Here is a 19375-nt window from a genome sequence, read left to right on the forward strand (position 1 = left end):
TGTCGCAAAACCTTTATCGTGCCCTTCCCGGACAAGATCACTTTATCATGTTGCTCAGGCGGTTAAAAAGGTTCTCGCTGTATATGGTCATGGTGCTTGCGCTGTTGCAGGCACTATTGCCGCTGCTGCACGCCCACCCGGCCAGCGCGCCGTCGTCGGACACCGGCAGCGGCATCCATATGCATGAGCTCATGACCGACCACCTGTCCCATCCTTGGACAACCCCGTCGCTGGAAACGGAGCACGACCATGTGCAGGTGATCAGCGTCGGCATCGCCCACGAGCCAGAGTCCATCCACCTGCCCGTCTTAGTGGGCTTCGCCACTTTCCTGCTGGTTGCCCTGTTCTTTGGCCGCTCCGCCCATCCCATTACCTGGCGCGAGCATGACTTCCAGCTAGTCCCGGCTGCCGATTTTTTCATTTCCCCTCTCCGCGCCCCGCCTCAGTCCTGACCTCACCCTGACCAGCGCCTGATTACTTTCACAGGCTGCCGGATAAACCGTGCTCTCGCAGCACGCGGAATCAATTCATTTGAGGTAAGGATCTTGAAGCCCTATCGACTGGCATGGCTTGCATTGGCCATGAACTGCCTGCTTGCCCAGGCACAGGCAACGCCTTTTGAAATAGACCACGACAAAGCATTACCAGCCATCCACATCGACCACGACGATGTGCTGGAAGGCAGCGCGTCGCTTTCCATGCGTAACGTGCTGGAAGCCGCCTATGCGCGCAACCCGGAACAGAAGCTGCTGCAAGCGCTGGACAGCGAGGCGCAGGCAAGCTACGCGAGGGCGGCAAGCGCGCTGCCCATGGCTCCGGCCGCCGGGCTGCGCCATATCAACGACAGCCTGGCCAGCGGGCGCGGCGAGCGCGAGTGGGAAGCGGGGATCGACCTGCCGGTGTGGCTGCCCGGCCAGCGCGCCGCCAGGCAGTCCATCGCCGCGCATGCGCGTCAGGGCGTTGCCGCCAGCCGTGAGGGCTTCATGATGCAGCTTGCCGGGCTGGTGCGCGACACGGTCTGGGATATCGCCATGCGGGAAAACAGCTTCAAGCTGGCGCAATACCGTCTCGACACCGCGCAGGCCATCCAGAAGGACGTCATGGCGCGCTATCAGGCCGGAGAGCTACCGCGCACCGACACCATGCTGGCGGAGGACGAAACCCTGAAGGCACAGGCGGCCCTGATGCGCGCGGAAGCTGAAGTCAAGCATGCGCGCCATCGCTACACCCAGCTCACCGGGCTAGATATCCTGCCTGCGCGTCCTACCGAGGACCTTTCCCCCATCCGCAGCCTGCAGGATACGCACCCCCTGTTGAAAGAGGCCCAGGCCAGGCTGGCATTGGCGGCAGACGAGCTACGCCTAGCCAGTATCGAAAAGCGCGAGAACCCCCAGGTAAACATCGGCGCCCGCACCTCGCGCGGCGGCTTCGATACGCAATTCAACAGCGCCCTGACCCTGAGCGTGCGCATTCCATTGGATGCTGAGGTCCGCTCCGCCCCCATGCTGGCTGCAGCCAACAGCAATCTCGCCAGAACCTCCGCGGCGCTGGATCGCCTGACCCTCGCCATGCAAACCATGCTGCACGAAGCCATGCACAACCTTGCCGTCACCCATGCGGAGCTAGAGATCGCCACTCACCAGCGTGCGCTGGCCCAGGAAAACCTGCACCTGGCGCACAAGGCGTTCAAGCTCGGCGAAAACGACCTGGTCGGCCTGATGCGCATCCAGGCGCTCGCCACGGAAGCCGAGCGCGCCTATCTCAACCGCCAGACCCAGATGAAATGGGATATCGCCAAATTCAACCAGGCAGTAGGAGTCTTGCCATGAACCACATCCGACCTTTTCTCATGACGCTATGCCTGGGCTGGGTCCTGCAGGCCACTGCCACGGAAATCATTGCCATTACGCCGCAACAACAGGCTGCGCTCGGCATCCGCCTGGGGCAGGCCGAACCAGTGGCGTCGTTCAGCAGCCTCAAGCTCCCCGGCGAGGTCATCCTGCCCGTCGGCAAGGAATATATCGTCAGCGCGCCGCAGGCAGGGCTTATCGACCGGATGTATGCGGCCGCCGGCCAGCAGGTGCGGCGCGGACAGCCCATGGCGCACCTGAGCAGCCAGGAGCTGGCCCTGCTGCAGCGCGACTACCTGCAATCGCAAACCCGGCAGCGCCTCGCCAGGAAAAACCTCGACCGCGATGCGGAGCTGTTCAAGGACGGCATCATCGCCGAGCGCCGCTTCCTGGCAACGCAGGCCGAGTTCGAGGAAGCCGATGCCGCTTTGCAGCAGGGCCGCCAAAGCCTGCTTATCGCTGGGTTGGGAGAACACGCCATCAACCAGATCAAAAGCGCGCGCCACCTGGGCAGCGGCACTACCTTGACTGCGCCGATCAGCGGGCAGGTGATCGAGCAGAATGTCAACGCGGGGCAGCGCGTGGATCCTGCCACGCCGCTGTTCAAGATTGCCGACCTGTCCACATTGTGGCTGCTGGTGCATGTGCCGGTGGATGCATTGCATGCCGTGCGCCAGGGTTCCAGCGTCAGCATCGGCGATACCGGCATTGAGGGCAAGGTGACCGCGATCGTGCGCAACGCCAACCGCAGCGAGCAGACGGTCCAGGTGCGTGCCAAATTCCGCGACCCGGCACAGCGGCTGGTGCCCGGACAGTTTGTGGAAGCGCGGCTGTCCCTGGATGAGGCTAGCGCCGACACCGGCGGCAAGATCCGGACTTACCGCCTGCCGCGCAATGCAGTCACCCGGCATGCGGGCAAGGCCTATGTCTTCGTTAAGGCCGGTCAGCAGAATTTCGAGTTGCAGCAGGTAGAAGTCGTCGCCGAAACCGGTAGCCAGGCTACCATCAAATCCGCCGTCCCGCTGGACCGGCCCGTAGCCGTGAGCGGCATCGCCACCCTCAAGGCGGCATGGTTGGGCCATTCCGGGGAGGAGGAATAAATGCTCGCTTCCCTGATCCGGCTGGCATTGACGCAACGGCTGCTCACGCTGGTCTTGACGCTCATCCTCATCGGCGCTGGCACGCAGGCCTTCCGGCAACTACCCATCGACGCCTTTCCCGACGTGTCGTCCACCCAGGTCAAGATTATCATCAAGGCGCCAGGCATGCCGCCCGAAGATGTGGAAGCGCGCATCACCGCCCCGATCGAAGTGGAGATGCTGGGGCTTCCGCACCAGACCATGCTACGCTCGATGGCAAAGTATGCGCTGACTGACATTACCATAGACTTTGCCGACGGCACGGATATCTACTGGGCCCGGCAACAGGTTACCGAACGGCTCAACGGCGTCTGGGACAAGCTGCCGCCCGACGTCACGGGTGGCGTGGCTCCGCTCACCACCCCGCTGGGCGAGATGTTCATGTTCACCGTCGAAGGGAACATTTCCCTGCAGGAGAAGCGCAGCCTGCTTGACTGGGTGATACGCCCCCACCTGCGCACCGTGCCAGGCGTTGCGGATGTGAACGTGCTGGGCGGCACGGTGCGCAGCTTCGAGGTCGTGCCTGACCGCGCGCGCATGTACGCGCGCGGCATCGGTATGGAGCAACTGCAACAGGCGCTGGAACTCAATAACCGCAACGACGGCGCAGGCCGCCTGGACGACGGCGAGGAATCCCTTCTGGTGCGCGCCGAGGGCCGTTTCCAGTCCCTGCAGGACGTGGAAGCCACCGTGGTACGCAGCACCCACGGACATCCAGTGCGTATCGCCGATATCGCTGAAGTAAGAATAGGCGCCTTGACGCGCTATGGCGCTGTCACCGCCAACGGCAAGGGGGAAACCGTGCAAGGACTGGTGCTCAGCCTGCGCGGCGCCAATGCCAAGGAAGTGGTGCAAGGTCTGAAAAACCGGCTGGCAGAGCTTGAACCGCAATTGCCTCCAGGGGTAATGCTTAATGTGTTCTACGACCGCAGTTCTCTGGTGGACCGCGCGATCGGCACCGTCAGCAAGGCGCTCATGGAGGCCATCGTGCTGGTCGTGCTGCTGCTGATCCTGTTCCTGGGCAATCTGCGCGCCGCCCTGACCGTGGCGCTTTCCCTGCCGCTGGCGGTGCTCATCACCTTCATTCTCATGCACCAGTTCGGCATTTCCGCCAACCTCATGAGCCTGGGTGGGCTGTCCATCGCCATCGGCATGCTGGTCGACGCCGCCGTAGTGGTGGTCGAGAACGTGGTGTCCCACCTTGCACACGGTGGGCAATCACGCCTGCCCCACCTGCACCTGGTCTTCCGCGCCGTGAAGGAAGTCAGCGTGCCCGTCGCTTCCGGCATGATCATCATCGTCACGGTGTTTCTGCCGCTACTCACCCTGCAAGGCCTGGAAGGCAAGCTGTTCTCGCCGGTCGCGCTCACCATCGTGTTCGCGCTCACCGGCTCGCTGCTGCTGTCGTTTACCGTCATTCCCGTATTGGCCTCCTTCCTGCTCGGCAAGGTCAGCCACCAAGAGCCCTGGCTGGTGCGCCAGGCCTTGCGGCTGTACCAGCCTGTCCTGCACTGGGCGCTGGATCACGGCCGGGCGGTATTCGGCATTGCGCTGGCGCTGCTGGCCGCCACCGCCCTCGTCTATCCCTTGATCGGCAAGACCTTCATGCCACAGATGGATGAAGGCGACGTGGTGATGCAGACCGAGAAGCTGCCTTCCATCAATCTCGAATCGGCACTGACCATCGACCAGGCGGTGCAGCAGCAGATCCTGGCCCGGGTGCCGGAAGTCACGCAGGTCGTGGCGCGCACCGGCACCGACGAGATCGGCCTGGACCCCATGGGCCTCAACCAGACCGACAGTTTCCTGGTGCTGAAGCCGCGTGCGGAATGGCGCTCGCCGGACAAGGATGCATTGCTGGACGCGCTGCGCGGAGTAATGCACGACATTCCCGGCATGCACTATGCCTTTACCCAGCCGATCGAGATGCGTGTCAACGAGATGATTCTGGGCGTGCGCGGCGACCTCGCCATCAAGATTTTCGGCAACGATATCGACGAATTGAACCGGCTGGCGCTGCAAACCGTGGAGGTGCTACAAACCATCCGCGGCGCCGAGGACGTCTACACCCCAATCAACAGCGGCGTGCAATACCTGCGCATCAATATCGACCGCTTGGCGGCAGGCCGCCTGGGCCTAGACATCGCCCGGCTCGAAGACACCCTGCGCACCCAGCTTGAAGGCAGACAGCTCGGCATCGTGCAGGAAGGCCAGCGGCGCACGCCGGTATTGCTGCGCGGCAGCCGGGACATCCAACGCTCCGCAGCAGAGTTCGGCAACCTGCGCATCACCCTGCCCGACGGCAGCAACGTGCCGGTGACTACCGTTGCTAAGCTGGAGCGCGTCGACGGCCCGGTGAAGATAGAGCGCGAACGCGGCAACCGCATGGCGGTGGTGATCGCCAACGTGCGCGACCGCGACCTGGTGGGGTTCGTCGACGAAGCGCGCGGCAAGGTGCAGGCATCGGTGAAACTACCGCAAGGCTACCTCATGAAATGGGGCGGCCAGTTCGAAAACCAGCAGCGCGCCGCCGCACGCCTGGCCATCGTGGTGCCATTGGCGGTCGGGTTGATTTTCCTGCTGCTGTTCACCACTTTCCGTTCCGCAAGACAGGCAGGCCTCATCCTCTGCAATATCCCGTTCGCGATGATAGGCGGGGTATTCGCCTTGTGGGCTTCAGGCGAATACCTTTCGGTGCCAGCCTCGGTAGGCTTCATTGCCCTGCTCGGCATTGCCGTGCTCAACGGCGTGGTCATGGTGAGCTATTTCAACCAACTGGTGGAGCAAGGACTGCCCATTGCGCAGGTTGTCGTCGAAGGCGCCAAGCGCCGCCTGCGCCCGGTGCTGATGACGGCAAGCATTGCCGCTTTTGGCCTCGTGCCGTTGCTGTTCGCAACCGGCCCAGGCTCCGAAATCCAGCGCCCGCTGGCCATCGTCGTGATCGGCGGGCTGGTGACTTCCACCCTGCTCACGCTGGTGCTGCTGCCCATCCTCTATCGCCGCTTCGGCATTCAGGCAAGGAACTGACATGACGCAAACCCTGGTGCACATCCTCATCCCTCCCAGGCTGGAGGACGCCATGATCGACTGGCTGCTGGCCCAGCCGCAGCCCCTGGTATTCGAAACCAGCCGGGTGCAGCAATATGGCCGAGCGCTGGATAGCCTGGCCGAGCGGGTAACCGGCTTCCGCCAGCAGGTGCTGTTCATGCTGCCCATCCCGGCAGCGTCGCTGGACGGTTTCCTGCATGCATTCAAGCAAAGCTTCGGCGCGCATCTCGGCACCGGCATCGTGAGCTACCGCGCCCTGTCCCTTTCTGCCAGCGAAGCAGCCTGGCAGCCGGGTTGAGTCGGGGCGCCCGGCTGGCTATGGTATGATGGCGCGCTCAACCATCAGCGACCGAATACCATGGCCAGCCATACCGATATTGACGCCCGCGAGCTGTACGCCTTGCTTGCCTCGCAGAAAGCCATTCTCGTCGACGTGCGCAACGACGACGAAGTCGCGCGCGGCATCATCGACGGCGCCATGCACCTGCCTATAACCGTGATCCCCGGCATGGGCAACCTGCTGTGCGAGCACGGCGATACCGCGCTGATTTTCTACTGTCACAGCGGCATACGTTCGGCACAGGCTGCCGCCTTCATCGCAGGCATGGATCGCGACAACGTCTACAACCTGCGCGGTGGTATTCTGGCGTGGGCTGACGCCGGTTATACCTTTGTAGCAAAGATGGATTGATCATGGAATTTCATCAGGAACTCGACGCGCGCGGGCTCAAATGCCCGCTTCCCATCCTGCGCTGCAAAAAAGCGCTGGCAGGCGTTGCCGCCGGCGAGATATTGAAGGTCACGGCGACCGACCCGGGCTCAGTCAAGGATTTTCAGGCATTCTGCAAACAAACCGGACATGAAATGCTGTCCATGGTGGAAAATGCAGAGATGCCGCAGAAAGAATTCATCTTTCATATCAGGAAACGTACAGCGTAACGTCCATTGAAAGAATAGATCGGCATGAGCAAGGGTCTGCGGTTATCAGAAAAATGGTTCAGGCGCGGCTTATGGCTGGTCGCCATTATTTTCGCCTATCTGCTGACATCGCTTGGCAACAGCATCATCCACGACTTGCCACAGGTAGAACACCAGTTCTCCCATGAGGATTTCATGGACAAGGCGCAGGCGACGCCATTACGTGAGCAACTGAAATTCATCCGCCAGCAACAACAGGATATTGATGAGTACCTGCAACAGGTGCAGCTGAAGCTCAACAGCGCCAGCACCAATTACAGCACCGCTCGCGCGACCTTCAACAACTGGCTCTCCACCCGCCATGCCACCCAGCTGGCATCGCAGGACAGCGAGCTCATCAAACGCACGGAAGAACTGGAAACGCTCAAGAAAATCGAGCGTCAGGTACAAACCGAATCCGAGCAATTGGCACAGCAATCGCTGGATATCCGCCAACAAGCCTCGGGGCTGCAAAACCAACTGCGACAACTGGAAAACAGTGCTTACGAGCAATATTCCGACGCGCTGCGCAAACAGGAAGTTCGTGTTTTCCTCTATCGCCTGGCGCTTACCCTGCCCTTGCTACTGATCGCATCCTGGCTGTTTCTCAAGCACAGAAAAAACACTTACTGGCCGTTTGTCTGGGGCTTTATTATCTTTGCGGCATTTGCCTTCTTTGTGGAATTGGTGCCCTACCTGCCTAGCTATGGCGGCTATGTACGGTACGGTGTTGGGCTGCTGCTCACTGGCCTGATTGGACGTCAGGCAATCATCTCGCTGAACAAATACCTGGAAAAGCAAAAACTCGCGGAGCAACAACCTGAACTCAAACGCCGGGAGGAATTAAGCTATGACACCGCATTGACCAGGTTGTCGAAGAATGTCTGTCCCGGCTGCGAGCGTAATGTAGATTTAAAAGATGCGCGAAACGACTTTTGCCCACATTGCGGCATTGGCTTGCACAACTATTGCCACAACTGCCAGGCCCGTAAAAGCGCATTCTCCCGCTTCTGCCACCAATGTGGCGCCTCCGCGTCACACTAACCAATCTTCTCTATTTATTCAGGCAGGAAAGCTCACTTTTCTGCCTGAGCATCCGCATCAGCTATAACAATATGCCTTCTTCAGGCTGTAACGATGGCGGCAGAGGCTCGCCCAGCATCTCCAGCACTGCAGCCTCGATATTCCGGCTCATGGCATTTAGCGCCAGGTCATTGGGCTGGACGTCGAACGGATCTGAAATCTGGTCTCCCAAGGCATCCAGACCAAAGAAGGTATAAGCCAGGATGCAGACTGCCACCGGCGTCAGCCAGCCTATACTATCCACCAGGCAGAACGGCAGCAGGAAGCAATAGACATGCACAATACGGTGCAGCATGAGGATGTAAGGGTAGGGAATCGGCGTACTCTTGATGCGTTCACAGCCTCCAAGCACGCGCGACATATGATTCACCTACCTGTCCATCTGCATCAGCAGGATGGGGTCCAGCTTGGTGAGCCTGGCATATTCAGCCAACCGTTTGCCGAGCACGCCCAGCATCATGGAGGGAGACTGCATATGCTGGCGCACCTCTTCGTCTGCGATCCGGTTGGCATTCTCATATACAACGCTGCGTAAAAAATTACGCAGCGCATAAGGGTAGGCCAGCAATGGCTGCAACAGGTACAACCGCTCTTCACGGTCTAATTGCGGGAAATATTGCCGTACCTGGCGGGTCAGGTTGCGGGCGCTGACAAGCAAATCGCCCCATAAGGTACGCGCCTCCCAGAACCGCTGGTAGGCCGCGCTGTTGCGGAAACCGAGGAAAATCGCCAGCGTCAACCCCCACAGCGTGAACGGTGTGGCCGTCAATGTGACCTTATAGTGGTAAGAGCGTACCGTGGGTCGTCACCACCAGCGAACTGAGCAAGGTGGTGAACAGCACCTTGCGCCAGATCACCGGAATGATGGAGCCCTTGAGCGAAAACAGCAGCACTCGCGCGCTGGGATTCTGAGGATGCGTAATCATGAACTGGTCCTTTCGTCCCGCGCCGGGTGAGATTTATTTCAGCTTGGCAAGCTGCGCCTGCAATTTTTCCAATGTATCGCTGAATGCCGCCAGCCTGGCTTTTTCCTGCTCGACCACGGCAGCTGGCGCGCGCGCCACGAAGCTTTCATTGCCCAGCTTGGCCTGCGCCTTGGCAATCTCCCCTTCGAGGCGACTGATTTCCTTGCCCAGGCGCTCCTTCTCGGCAGCGACGTCAATCTCGATCTTGAGCATGAGCTTGAAGTCACCTGCCAATGCCACCGGCGCTTCCGCCTCGGGCAAATCAGCCATGATTTCGACTTCGCTCAACTTGGCCAGCGCCTTGAGGTAAGGCGCATAGACCGCCAGTTTGTCGTTATCACCGACAGCGATCAGCGGCACGCGCGCGGCGGGCGATACGTTCATCTCGCCGCGCAGGCTGCGGCAGGCATCCACCGCCTCCTTGAGCAAGACGACCCAGGCTTCGGCCTGCTCGTCCAGCTTGGCCGGCTGGCTGGCCGGATATTGCTCCAGCATGATGCTGGGGCCGGTACGGCCGGACATCGGGCCTACAGTCTGCCAGATTTCCTCGGTAATGAACGGCATCAAGGGGTGCGCGAGACGCAGGATGGTTTCCAGCACGCGTAGCAGCGTGCGGCGCGTGGCACGTTGTTGTGCCTCGCTGCCGTTCTGCAATTGCACCTTGGCCAGCTCCAGGTACCAGTCGCAATATTCATCCCAGACGAACTTGTAGACGGCCTGCGCCACGTTGTCAAAACGGTATTCGGCAAAGCCGCGCTCGATGTCGGCCTCGGTACGCTGCAACAGGCTGACGATCCAGCGGTCGGCCTGCGAGAAGTCCAAATAGCCTGCGGGCTGGGTTTCGGCGTCTTCGAGGCCGCAATCCTTGCCCTCGGTGTTCATGAGCACGAAGCGCGTGGCGTTCCACAGCTTGTTGCAGAAGTTACGGTAGCCTTCGCAACGCTGCAGGTCGAACTTGATATCGCGACCCGGCGAAGCCAGCGAGGCGAAGGTGAAACGCAAGGCGTCGGTACCGAACGCCGGAATGCCTTCCGGGAACTCCTTGCGCGTGCGCTTCTCGATCTGCTCCGCCTGCTTGGGGTTCATGAGGCCGGTAGTACGCTTCTTCACCAGCTCTTCGATGCCGATACCGTCGATCAGGTCAATTGGGTCGAGTACATTGCCCTTGGACTTGGACATCTTCTGCCCTTCTGCATCGCGGATCAGGCCGTGGACATAGACATCCTTGAACGGAATCTTACCGGTGATGTGCTTGGTCATCATCACCATGCGCGCCACCCAGAAAAAGATGATGTCGAAGCCGGTCACCAGCACCGAGGACGGCAGGTATTGCTGCAAGGCCAGGTTGGCTTTGTCCTTTTCCTCGTTGCCGGTCCAATCCAATGTGGAGAACGGCCACAAGGCGGAAGAATACCAAGTATCCAGCACGTCTTCGTCACGCTTCAGGTTGCCGCGGTAACCGTCGTTGGCGGCGAGCTGGATCGCCTCGGATTCGTCATGCGCGACATAGACCTTGCCGTCGTCGCTGTACCAGGCGGGAATCTGATGGCCCCACCAGAGCTGGCGCGAGATGCACCAATCCTGGATGTTATTGAGCCACTGGTTGTAGGTGTTGACCCAGTTTTCCGGCACGAAGCGGATTTCGCCGTTGGCGACCACTTCCAGCGCTTTTTCGGTAATGCTCTTGCCGTCCGCGCCTGGCTTGCTCATGGCGACGAACCACTGATCGGTGAGCATGGGTTCGATCACGACGCCGGTGCGGTCGCCGCGCGGCACCTTGAGTTTGTGTTTATCGACCTTGACCACGAAGCCCTGCGCTTCGAGGTCGGCCACCACCTGCTTACGCGCGGCAAAGCGCTCCAGGCCCTGGTATTGCGCCGGCGCGGCATCGTTGATATGGCCGTCCAATGTGAGGATGCTGATCATCGGCAGCTTGTGGCGCTGGCCCACGGCATAGTCGTTGAAATCGTGCGCAGGCGTGACCTTGACCACGCCGGTACCGAACTCGCGGTCCACGTAATCGTCCGCAATCACCGGAATCTCGCGGTCGCACAATGGCAGCTTGACCTGCTTGCCGATCAGGTGCGCATAGCGCTCGTCCTCGGGATGCACCATCACGGCAACGTCGCCGAGCATGGTTTCAGGCCGCGTCGTGGCGACAGTCAGCTCGCCATTGCCGTCCGCCAATGGATAGCGGATGTGCCAGAGATGGCCGTCCTCTTCCTCGGAAATCACTTCGAGGTCGGAAACGGCCGTGTGCAGCTTGGGGTCCCAGTTCACCAGGCGCTTGCCGCGGTAGATCAGGCCCTCGTTATACAGACGCACGAAGGTTTCCGTCACGGTATGCGACAAGCCCTCGTCCATGGTGAAGCGCTCGCGGCTCCAGTCCGGCGAGGTGCCCAGGCGGCGCATTTGCTTGGTGATGCTGCCGCCGGAATATTCCTTCCACCCCCAGACCTTTTCAAGGAATTTTTCGCGGCCGAGGTCGTGGCGGCTGACGCCTTGGGCATCAAGCTGGCGCTCGACGACGATCTGCGTGGCGATGCCGGCATGGTCGGTACCTGGCTGCCACAAGGTGTTGTCGCCGCGCATGCGGTGATAGCGCGTCAACGCGTCCATGATGGTCTGGTTGAAACCGTGCCCCATATGCAGCGTGCCCGTCACGTTGGGCGGCGGCAGCAGGATGCAGAAATTGTCTTGTTTGCTGGAATCCAGCCCTGCGGCATAGTAGCCGCGCTCTTCCCAGAATTGGTACCAGCGGCTTTCTATGTTCTTGGGTTCAAAGGATTTATCCAGGGTTTGGCTTGCAGTGGTATCGGTAGTCATAGGGGTGGGATTTTAGCATAGCGCATTCATGCGAAAACGCTGTCACGCTAAAAACCGGCCCGACTGCAAACGCAGCAACGCCAGCATGAGCGCCACGAACACCAGCCCATGCAGCCAACATAACAATAAATAACGCCGCTTGAGGCGCTGCGGCGAGAGGCTGGAAAGCAGGAACAGACGGCCATCGGCTGGCGCCCGCATCACATGCACGCCGGGCGCGGCGCGCAACTCGCGATGCTGCCTCTCCACCTCGCGCGCGGCGGCCCGGCGCGCCAGCTCCCACTCCTTGAGGTCGATCTCGCCGTTGCCGTCGAGGTCAAAGCGCTCCAGCAGGCCCGCTTTGTCGCGCTTCCATTCCGCGAGCAGTTCGGAAACATCCTCCCTCTGGTTAAGCGGCATATTCGAGCCGCCCACCGTGGTGAATTCGCCCAGCACGTAAATCGACCCGGCAAACAGGATTTCCTCCACGCGCTTGTAGTCCCCGGCATAGCTGACCCGGCGCTCTGGCCCGACGACTTCTGCATGATCAGGGTCGACAAAACACTGGCCAGTGCCGTCGCTGATGACAAAGGTTTCATGGCTGGCGCCTTCATGCGTCAGGCGCCAATGCCTGCGGTCATGGCGCTGGAACACCTGGAAGCGGTACCAGACGCAGCGCACAGCGGAAAACGGGCTAACGATCAAATGCTCGGGATCGGGCAGTGCCCGCCCATACAGCTCGACATAGCCCTGCGCGGCAGAGCCGATGCGTGAGGTGGGCAGATCCGCAATCGCGCGGTTGCGCCTGTAGTTGCCGGCCCAGGCCACCAGGCTAACCAACGCGGCGAGTACCAGGCAAATCGTCCATGCCTTGAGGTTGTTCGACTGGGCGGCCACCGCAAGCAACAATAGGTAGGCAGCACCGCTCAGGCAATCCAGGTAATAGCTACGCCAGCCGCGCCACAGGAACCGCATCGGGTTGATTCAGCAACTATTGCTTGAAACGCGCCGCGATATCGACATCCTTGAGCTCGCTGCGGGCGAAACGCAGCATGGTCTCGCGATTGAAGCCCAATGTGCGTGCCACCAGCAGGTCGGGAAATTGCGCGATGCGCACATTGTGCAGGTTGACGCTCTCGTTATAGAACTCGCGCCGGTCGGCAATGGCGTTTTCCAGGCTGCTGATGCGCGCCTGCAGATGCAGGAACTGCTCGTTGGCCTTGAGTTCGGGATAGGACTCCGCCACGGCAAACAACGTCCCCAGCCCGGCACGCAATGCGCTTTCCGCCGCGCCCAAAGCCGCGACGTCATGATGCTTGCTCGCCTCCTGTACACGGGAACGCGCTTGGATCACCTGCTGCAAGGTGGCCTGCTCATGCTGCATGTACTGCTTACAGGTATCGACCAGCTTGGGCAACTCATCATGCCGCTGCTTGAGCAATACATCAATATTGGCCCAGGCTTTCTCGACATTATTCTTGAGGTTCACCAGCCCGTTATAGACCATGATGAAATACACGACTGCAACCACCAGCAATGCCAGCAAGAAAATCTGCATACTCCCTCCCCTTTTTGCAGGCAGTGTAATCCGCATCTTCACACTCAGGCAACGCCGTCAAACAAAAAGCCAGCATTGCTGGCTTTTTGGATTTTCCTGCTTATATGAACTCAGCCAAGCATTTTGCGCCGGGCAGCGAACCCCAGCAATCCCAGTCCTGCCAGCAACAAGCCATACATGCTTGGCTCCGGCACCGGCGCAAGCGTGGCCGTGAACGCCAGGTCGCCGCCAAGGTCGGTATTCCAGTCCACGCTGGTCAACTGGCTGCGGTCATTGCCATTGTTGAGGTAGACAAAAGTGCCGCCCGCATAAGCCTCATCTGGCGTGAACCCCCATTCGTTCATGCTTTCCACATCACTCTGGATACCAGATGTCGTGAAATACAGCACGTACTGGCTATCAGCATTCAGTGTTACATCAGGGAACGCCATGATCTCCATGTAGTCACTGGTAGCAGCAAACTTGAAAGGGTCAGAGCGATAAATGACCTCGTCCACCCTGCTCCCGGTCCAGCTACCGACTTCAACGGTGAAGGCCACGCGTAGATCGCTGAGAATAAAGGAAAACGACTCCAGCACCTGTGCCGTATCGCCGATGGTAATGGTCTGGCCATAAGTAGCCGTATCCGGCGTACCGAAGGGCGAGACAGTGCTGTCCCAGTAATCCATTGTGCTGATGGTATTGGCGCTGGCTGCTGATGCGTATGCCAAAGATAAAACAAACCCCAATGCTGGAATTTTCATAAGATCTCCTTGTAATAATAGATATTTGGAAGTCCCGGCTATAAAGCCCGTGACTGAAAATTCCCCCCGCCTGCGAGACAGCAACCTCATTTTAAAGTTCTGGTACGATGGCGGACTAAACACTCGACAGGAAGCAGTGCATGATGCTGGAACCGCTCTGGATATGGGGCATACTCGGATTAGCCCTGATCGCGCTGGAAATGCTCACAGGAACGCTGTATATACTCTGGTTCGGCATTGCAGCCTTGTGCCTTGCTTTGCTCACTTACCTGTTGCCGGCATTGGGCACCGCCTGGCAGTTATTGCTCTTCGCCGTGCTTTCCCTCGGCTCTCTCGCCGTCTGGAAGCAGTTCTACCGCCGGGAGAAAGACGATTCCAGCATCGGCCAATCGCGCGGCGAGGAAATCGGGCGCATCGGCATCATCACCGAATCCGTCAGCCCGCGGCATAACGGTCGCATCGAGTTTGTCCAGGGCGTACTAGGCAGCCGGCAATGGATCGCCATCGCCAATGAGGAAATCGAGGCCGGCGTAGACGCAATTGTCGTCGCAGTGGAAGGCAACCGCCTACGCGTCAGCAAGAAAACCACCTGAACCATATAACGAGGAAAAACCATGTTTGAATTTGCATTCGTATTGATCGCCGCTGCCGCCATCCTGGCCTGGAAAGGCATCCGCATCGTGCCGCAGGGCGAGGAATGGGTGGTAGAGCGCCTGGGCAAGTTCAATGCCGTCATCACGCCCGGCCTGCATGTCATCAACCCGGTGTTCAGCAAGGTCACCTACAAGGTCACCACCAAGGACATCATTCTCGACGTGCCCGAGCAGGACGTCATCACCAAGGATAACGCCGTCATCCTCGCGAATGCCGTCGCCTTCATCAAGGTCACCAACATCGAGCGCGCCGTCTACGGCATTGAGGATTTCCGCGAAGCCATGCGCAACATGGTGCAAACCAACCTGCGCTCCATCATCGGCGGCATGGACCTCAACGAAGCCCTCACCTCGCGCGAACGCATCAAGAGCGAACTGAAAAATGCCATTGCCGACGAAGCCGCCGATTGGGGCCTCACCGTCAAATCCGTTGAAATTCAGGACATCAAACCCTCCATGAACATGCAGAACGCCATGGAGCAGCAGGCATCGGCGGAACGCGAACGTGTCGCCGTGGTGACGCGCGCCGAAGGCGATAAGCAATCGCTTATTCTCAACGCCGAAGCAAGGTTGGAGGCGGCCCGCAAGGATGCGGAAGCGCAAAAGGTGGCGGCTGAAGCCTCAGCGGAATCCATCCGCCTAATCGCGGAAGCCGTCAAGCAGAACGACACCTCCGCCACCTTCCTGCTCGGTGACCGCTACATCCAGGCATTACAACGCATGTCCAACGCCAACAACAGCAAGATTGTCGTCATGCCGGGAGATGTGGTCAGTGCGGTGAAAGCATTGGTCGGCGGCGGAAAATAAGAATATTCCTGGTATCCCCAACAATGAAATACCGGGCAAATGCCCGGTATTTTTTATATCCTGTGGCTATTCACAAAAAAATAGCAGCGAGTGGAAATTGCGTAAGTAATTTGGCACCTGCCGCCCTAGCGCTTAGCAGCCGCCTTATATACCAAGTTACGCTCACGCTTGCCGACAGCCACCACAATCACCAGCAGTTCATGATCTCGAACCTCGTATATAAGCCGGTAGCCAACACTACGCAGCTTGATTTTGTAACGCTCTTTATGTCCGCTCAACTGGGCAGAAGGCACATGAGGATTCTCCAACCGCTCGGTCAGCTTTGTCTTGAATTGCTCGCGCACATGGTTATCGAGCTTTTTCCACTCCTTCAGCGCTTCTTCCAGAAAAGCAAGCTCAAAGCTCATCAAGCGTGACCTTGATTACAGCTTGCCCTTCCCGCGCATCCGCAATCGCATTCAGCTCCATGTCTTCGAGCTTTTCCATCATCGCTTCATAAGCCTTCGCCGGGACACAGTAAAAAGCCGGCGCATTCCGGTTGAGAATCGCCACCGGGAAACCGTCTCCCGAAGCAACAGTACCCATGGGATTTTTCTTCAATTCGGAAACACTCGCAGTAGTTTCAGCCAGGATCAAGTGTGACATGACCACTCCAGGGTTATTCAACAGCACCTATAATAGTGCTATTAAACAGTCATATCAACATCAATGGAAAGTGAAATATCCCGTAAGTGACGGTACCCAGTTAAGCTGCAGTAGCCGGCCCGCACACAGGACAAGCAGGGTCTTTCGCCAGTTTGAGGCTGCGCCATTCCATGGTGATCGTATCCAGCAGCAGCAACCTGCCTTGCAGGCTCTTGCCCAAGCCAAGCAACAACTTCATCGCCTCCGCCGCCTGCGTGGTGCCTATCATGCCCACCAGCGGCGCGAATACGCCATTCTCCGAGCAGCGCAAGCCTTCGTCGCCACCAAGATTAGGGAACAGGCAATGGTAGCAAGGGCTGTCGTCATGGCGCATATCGAACACCGTCACCTGTCCCTCGAAGCCGATCGCCGCGCCAGACACCAGCGGCTTGCGCAGCGCCACGCACACTTGGTTGAGCGCATAGCGCACCGTGAAATTATCCGTGCAATCGACCACCACATCCGCCGCCTGCGCCAAGTCGCGCAAGCTGGCCTCATCCACCCGCTGCATCACGGGGCGCACCTGTACCTCAGGGTTAATCGCAGCAATCGTATGGGCGGCAGATTGCGCCTTGTTGCTGCCGACGGACGCCGTAGTGTGGATAATCTGCCGTTGCAGGTTGGTCAGATCCACCTCGTCAAAATCGCAGATCGTCATTGTGCCAACACCGCCAGCGGCAAGATACAAAGCCACCGGCGAACCCAGCCCGCCCGCGCCGATCACCAGCGCATGACTGTTGACGAGCTGTTCCTGTCCTTCATAACTAATCTGCGGCAGGAGAATATGGCGGCTGTAACGGAGAAGCTGGTTATCGTTCATAGATTGGCAACATATCCCGTAAGGGAAGATAAATCATTTATAGAAAAAGGTAGGAATCTAATTTGAGATCAATAATGCTGCCAAAGATTCAGGGTAATTGCCCGGCCTGAATCATGGCGTTGTAGAGGACGTAGGGGGAGATCCAGACCAGCCTGTGATCAAACTCGCCAGTGGAGCCATTGGCTTGAATATCGTGACTGACAAATTCATTATCTCCATCAAGATTTTCATCTTCATCTGCTCCCCCTGAATTCAAATCCTTGCCTGTCGAATAAACCACAGCCACAGCATTATCAATCATCGAGATACCGCCCACACCATTAAGTATCTTCAAAGTGGGGGTTAGGTTTTGCATACGTGCGGCAGCCATACCATTGGTAGTAGTGAACGGGGCAGAAACTATTGGAATCGAAACAGAAGGAGTTTGTGTAACAGCATAGCGGATACGATGTCCCCAGCCATCAAGGGAAAATCCTGCGGCAATACCTAGGGTGGCAGCAGGTAAATATCCATCAGCCACGGATTGGGCTGTATTACACATCCCCCCTTGAGGTTGCTCTTCCCCTGGTTGCCCCACCCCATCAAGTGCCGGACAAGGCAACCGGCCATTTGCCTGTGCAAATCCAATCAATGCTTTTTTGGCAATTTCCAATTGATTGTCTGTATGTCGCAGAAAATTGGCTTCCCTTTGTGCTGTAATGGGCAATATCAATGCAGTAATCACAAAACCAAGAATGACCAGAACCACGGCCATTTCCACCAATGAAAAACCATCAGCATAACTCTTGATTTTCCGCTTTTCCCTCATTGTTTCCATGCTACAGCTCCATCCATGCTATTGACTTCAGCAAAGCTATTTGTCGCTTTTGCACCCTTTGCCAGATCATCAATATTTTTCGCAGCTCTGGAAAACACTAATTGCTTGATGCCTTGTACTGACTGGCCACGCACATCAAGTGTCAGGCAACTAGTTAAACACATTCCCTCTCCAGTCATCGAATCAAATTCCTCAGCGACCGCATAAATATATTCATCCCATTTATTTGTGAAATACCATTGCGGCCAACCTGTAGGCTGAGTAATCAAGCTTTCGTTATTCACGATGAAATAACTATTCAATGCGGGACCTATCGTTCCTTTTTTATTCCCGTCTTTATCCAGTATTTTTATTGCCTCCTGACCCGTCATCCTGTCAAAAACAAAAGGATAATCTGTCATTGGCGTTGTGATACTCAAGATATTTTCTCTTGCATCCAATGCAGTTGCTTCACAAACCATTGCATCCTGTAGCTTCCATTTGCAGTTGAAACTTTGTGCAACAGTCGGCTGATGATAATAATTGGAATCTATCGTCCCGGTAATCACATATGCACCTGCATTGCTCCATTTAAGAGATGCCTGAAACTCTTTAACACACCCACTTAAAGTGCATCTGACCATCTCAGATGTGAAGTTAAGATTTCTTACCTCCCTGACTACCCGTTTCTCAAGCGCGCTGATCAACTCATCAATAGTGATGTAAATCAACCTGTCATTAAAACTGGAGTCTTCATTCTTTTTGATAAATGTCTGGTTGTTATCAATCGCACTTTCAAGAAAATTATTCGCACTTGGACTCCCTGCCCTATTCTGGTTGGCAAGAGGCCTTCCAGGTGCGATCAACACAACGGCCACACGATTTGACACAATATTGCCATTGGCATCTATGACTTTTAACCATGGATCAAGGCTAGCTGCATTAACAATCATGCCAGGGTTAATCACTGGACTGGATGATGTCTGATGGTTCCTGACAATATTTCTGGACACGGCATACCATATCCGGTTGCCTTCCCCATCCTTGAACTCATGCCCAATACCGGGGTATGTGCTATATCCAGCATAAACAGTTGACCCTGTATTTGGATCAAGGCACGGGCTGGTTGCTGGCAAACTAGGCAATTGTCCAATGAATAGTGATTGTGAAAAGGAATTCGTTGCACAATCACTGCTGCCATCATAATTCCCGTCACCTACTCTATCCGGCCATGGCATTTGGCCTGGCGTAAACTTATGTCCAACCGTCCACGCAATCAACGCTTCCTTCGCCTCCGCCAGCGCCTTCATGGTTTTTTCATCCTGCCGGGCTTTCATTTCAGCGGCATTGTAGGATTTCATCACCAAGGCCGTGACTGCCAGGCCAATGATGAACATGACCATGATGAGCGCTGCGCCGCGCTGGCGGGTTGGTCGGGATGTAATGGATGGCCTCATCATGGCGCGG

Annotated in this window: 20 protein-coding genes and 1 pseudogene; 10 read left to right on the top strand and 11 right to left on the bottom strand. The window is 57.8% G+C overall.

Annotated features, from left to right (window positions below):
- Positions 1-83 precede the first annotated feature (83 nt).
- The 8 genes from V7Z75_RS11915 to V7Z75_RS11950 all read left to right on the top strand — a co-directional run bounded on the left by V7Z75_RS11915 (position 84) and on the right by V7Z75_RS11950 (position 8038).
- Positions 84-452 carry a hypothetical protein gene (locus tag V7Z75_RS11915; protein ID WP_334108892.1) on the top strand — a complete coding sequence of 123 codons (369 nt, stop codon included), beginning with the start codon at positions 84-86 and terminating at the stop codon, positions 450-452.
- 93 nt (positions 453-545) lie between these two features.
- Entirely contained in the window at positions 546-1829 is a 1284-nt protein-coding gene (locus V7Z75_RS11920; protein ID WP_334108893.1) for a TolC family protein, read from the top strand.
- The gene (locus V7Z75_RS11925) at positions 1826-2950 is read left to right on the top strand and encodes an efflux RND transporter periplasmic adaptor subunit (protein WP_334108894.1); all 1125 of its coding nucleotides are present in this window, start codon (positions 1826-1828) and stop codon (positions 2948-2950) included. The genes V7Z75_RS11920 and V7Z75_RS11925 overlap by 4 nt, the downstream gene beginning before the upstream one ends.
- The gene (locus tag V7Z75_RS11930; protein WP_334108895.1) at positions 2951-6016 is read left to right on the top strand and encodes an efflux RND transporter permease subunit; all 3066 of its coding nucleotides are present in this window, start codon (positions 2951-2953) and stop codon (positions 6014-6016) included.
- A 1-nt stretch (position 6017) separates the two neighbouring features.
- Positions 6018-6335: a DUF3240 family protein gene (locus V7Z75_RS11935; RefSeq protein WP_334108896.1), complete on the top strand. Its 318-nt coding sequence runs from the start codon at positions 6018-6020 to the stop codon at positions 6333-6335.
- A gap of 60 nt (positions 6336-6395) precedes the next feature.
- The gene (locus tag V7Z75_RS11940) at positions 6396-6728 is read left to right on the top strand and encodes a rhodanese-like domain-containing protein (RefSeq protein ID WP_334108897.1); all 333 of its coding nucleotides are present in this window, start codon (positions 6396-6398) and stop codon (positions 6726-6728) included.
- Between the two features lie 2 nt (positions 6729-6730).
- Positions 6731-6976 (top strand): sulfurtransferase TusA family protein, encoded by a 246-nt coding sequence (locus V7Z75_RS11945; RefSeq protein ID WP_334108898.1) that lies wholly within the window; start codon positions 6731-6733, stop codon positions 6974-6976.
- A gap of 24 nt (positions 6977-7000) precedes the next feature.
- Complete coding sequence (locus V7Z75_RS11950; RefSeq protein WP_334108899.1) at positions 7001-8038, top strand: double zinc ribbon domain-containing protein; 1038 nt, start codon at positions 7001-7003, stop codon at positions 8036-8038.
- A 61-nt stretch (positions 8039-8099) separates the two neighbouring features.
- On the opposite strand, the pseudogene V7Z75_RS11955 reads toward V7Z75_RS11950, so the two are convergent.
- The 6 genes and pseudogenes from V7Z75_RS11955 to V7Z75_RS11980 all read right to left on the bottom strand — a co-directional run bounded on the left by V7Z75_RS11955 (position 8100) and on the right by V7Z75_RS11980 (position 14148).
- A pseudogene (locus tag V7Z75_RS11955) lies at positions 8100-8846 on the bottom strand (bestrophin family protein).
- 7 nt (positions 8847-8853) lie between these two features.
- Positions 8854-9003 (bottom strand): bestrophin family ion channel, encoded by a 150-nt coding sequence (locus V7Z75_RS11960; RefSeq protein ID WP_334108900.1) that lies wholly within the window; start codon positions 9001-9003, stop codon positions 8854-8856.
- Positions 9004-9036: 33 nt separating this feature from the next.
- Positions 9037-11868, bottom strand: coding sequence for a valine--tRNA ligase (locus V7Z75_RS11965; RefSeq protein ID WP_334108901.1), 2832 nt, complete (start codon positions 11866-11868; stop codon positions 9037-9039).
- A 42-nt stretch (positions 11869-11910) separates the two neighbouring features.
- Complete coding sequence (locus V7Z75_RS11970; RefSeq protein WP_334108902.1) at positions 11911-12822, bottom strand: hypothetical protein; 912 nt, start codon at positions 12820-12822, stop codon at positions 11911-11913.
- Between the two features lie 16 nt (positions 12823-12838).
- Positions 12839-13405 carry a LemA family protein gene (locus V7Z75_RS11975; RefSeq protein ID WP_334108903.1) on the bottom strand — a complete coding sequence of 189 codons (567 nt, stop codon included), beginning with the start codon at positions 13403-13405 and terminating at the stop codon, positions 12839-12841.
- Between the two features lie 110 nt (positions 13406-13515).
- The gene (locus V7Z75_RS11980) at positions 13516-14148 is read right to left on the bottom strand and encodes an FxDxF family PEP-CTERM protein (protein WP_334108904.1); all 633 of its coding nucleotides are present in this window, start codon (positions 14146-14148) and stop codon (positions 13516-13518) included.
- Between the two features lie 140 nt (positions 14149-14288).
- Between V7Z75_RS11980 and V7Z75_RS11985 the strand changes: the two genes are divergently transcribed.
- Together V7Z75_RS11985 and V7Z75_RS11990 are read left to right on the top strand one after the other, a co-directional pair.
- Positions 14289-14741, top strand: a complete 453-nt coding sequence (locus V7Z75_RS11985) for an NfeD family protein (RefSeq protein ID WP_334108905.1) — start codon at positions 14289-14291, stop codon at positions 14739-14741.
- A 21-nt stretch (positions 14742-14762) separates the two neighbouring features.
- A complete protein-coding gene (locus V7Z75_RS11990) occupies positions 14763-15608 on the top strand; it encodes an SPFH domain-containing protein (RefSeq protein WP_334108906.1) in 846 nt (281 codons plus the stop codon).
- A 125-nt stretch (positions 15609-15733) separates the two neighbouring features.
- Here the strand turns inward: V7Z75_RS11990 and V7Z75_RS11995 are convergent, their stop codons facing one another.
- The 5 genes from V7Z75_RS11995 to V7Z75_RS12015 form a co-directional block, all read right to left on the bottom strand.
- Positions 15734-16015, bottom strand: coding sequence for a type II toxin-antitoxin system RelE family toxin (locus tag V7Z75_RS11995; RefSeq protein WP_334108907.1), 282 nt, complete (start codon positions 16013-16015; stop codon positions 15734-15736).
- Positions 16005-16253, bottom strand: coding sequence for a type II toxin-antitoxin system Phd/YefM family antitoxin (locus tag V7Z75_RS12000; RefSeq protein WP_334108908.1), 249 nt, complete (start codon positions 16251-16253; stop codon positions 16005-16007). The genes V7Z75_RS11995 and V7Z75_RS12000 overlap by 11 nt, the downstream gene beginning before the upstream one ends.
- 100 nt (positions 16254-16353) lie before the next feature.
- Entirely contained in the window at positions 16354-17112 is a 759-nt protein-coding gene (locus V7Z75_RS12005) for a HesA/MoeB/ThiF family protein (RefSeq protein ID WP_334108909.1), read from the bottom strand.
- Positions 17113-17200: 88 nt separating this feature from the next.
- Entirely contained in the window at positions 17201-17929 is a 729-nt protein-coding gene (locus tag V7Z75_RS12010) for a type II secretion system protein (RefSeq protein WP_334108910.1), read from the bottom strand.
- Positions 17917-19368, bottom strand: coding sequence for a hypothetical protein (locus V7Z75_RS12015; protein ID WP_334108911.1), 1452 nt, complete (start codon positions 19366-19368; stop codon positions 17917-17919). The genes V7Z75_RS12010 and V7Z75_RS12015 overlap by 13 nt, the downstream gene beginning before the upstream one ends.
- Between the last annotated feature and the right edge of the window lie 7 nt (positions 19369-19375).

Source organism: Methylobacillus sp., assembly GCF_036844465.1.
Classification (GTDB): Bacteria; Pseudomonadota; Gammaproteobacteria; order Burkholderiales; family Methylophilaceae; genus Methylobacillus.

Excerpts from the sequence above, each read along its gene's own strand:
- V7Z75_RS11915 (WP_334108892.1), top strand. The coding sequence starts at position 84 with ATGGTCATGGTGCTTGCGCTGTTGCAGGCACTATTGCCGCTGCTGCAC.
- V7Z75_RS11925 (WP_334108894.1), top strand. The coding sequence starts at position 1,826 with ATGAACCACATCCGACCTTTTCTCATGACGCTATGCCTGGGCTGGGTC.
- V7Z75_RS11930 (WP_334108895.1), top strand. The coding sequence starts at position 2,951 with ATGCTCGCTTCCCTGATCCGGCTGGCATTGACGCAACGGCTGCTCACG.
- V7Z75_RS11935 (WP_334108896.1), top strand. The coding sequence starts at position 6,018 with ATGACGCAAACCCTGGTGCACATCCTCATCCCTCCCAGGCTGGAGGAC.
- V7Z75_RS11940 (WP_334108897.1), top strand. The coding sequence starts at position 6,396 with ATGGCCAGCCATACCGATATTGACGCCCGCGAGCTGTACGCCTTGCTT.
- V7Z75_RS11945 (WP_334108898.1), top strand. The coding sequence starts at position 6,731 with ATGGAATTTCATCAGGAACTCGACGCGCGCGGGCTCAAATGCCCGCTT.
- V7Z75_RS11950 (WP_334108899.1), top strand. The coding sequence starts at position 7,001 with ATGAGCAAGGGTCTGCGGTTATCAGAAAAATGGTTCAGGCGCGGCTTA.
- V7Z75_RS11960 (WP_334108900.1), bottom strand. The coding sequence starts at position 9,003 with ATGATTACGCATCCTCAGAATCCCAGCGCGCGAGTGCTGCTGTTTTCG.
- V7Z75_RS11965 (WP_334108901.1), bottom strand. The coding sequence starts at position 11,868 with ATGACTACCGATACCACTGCAAGCCAAACCCTGGATAAATCCTTTGAA.
- V7Z75_RS11970 (WP_334108902.1), bottom strand. The coding sequence starts at position 12,822 with ATGCGGTTCCTGTGGCGCGGCTGGCGTAGCTATTACCTGGATTGCCTG.
- V7Z75_RS11975 (WP_334108903.1), bottom strand. The coding sequence starts at position 13,405 with ATGCAGATTTTCTTGCTGGCATTGCTGGTGGTTGCAGTCGTGTATTTC.
- V7Z75_RS11980 (WP_334108904.1), bottom strand. The coding sequence starts at position 14,148 with ATGAAAATTCCAGCATTGGGGTTTGTTTTATCTTTGGCATACGCATCA.
- V7Z75_RS11985 (WP_334108905.1), top strand. The coding sequence starts at position 14,289 with ATGATGCTGGAACCGCTCTGGATATGGGGCATACTCGGATTAGCCCTG.
- V7Z75_RS11990 (WP_334108906.1), top strand. The coding sequence starts at position 14,763 with ATGTTTGAATTTGCATTCGTATTGATCGCCGCTGCCGCCATCCTGGCC.
- V7Z75_RS11995 (WP_334108907.1), bottom strand. The coding sequence starts at position 16,015 with ATGAGCTTTGAGCTTGCTTTTCTGGAAGAAGCGCTGAAGGAGTGGAAA.
- V7Z75_RS12000 (WP_334108908.1), bottom strand. The coding sequence starts at position 16,253 with ATGTCACACTTGATCCTGGCTGAAACTACTGCGAGTGTTTCCGAATTG.
- V7Z75_RS12005 (WP_334108909.1), bottom strand. The coding sequence starts at position 17,112 with ATGAACGATAACCAGCTTCTCCGTTACAGCCGCCATATTCTCCTGCCG.
- V7Z75_RS12010 (WP_334108910.1), bottom strand. The coding sequence starts at position 17,929 with ATGGAAACAATGAGGGAAAAGCGGAAAATCAAGAGTTATGCTGATGGT.
- V7Z75_RS12015 (WP_334108911.1), bottom strand. The coding sequence starts at position 19,368 with ATGATGAGGCCATCCATTACATCCCGACCAACCCGCCAGCGCGGCGCA.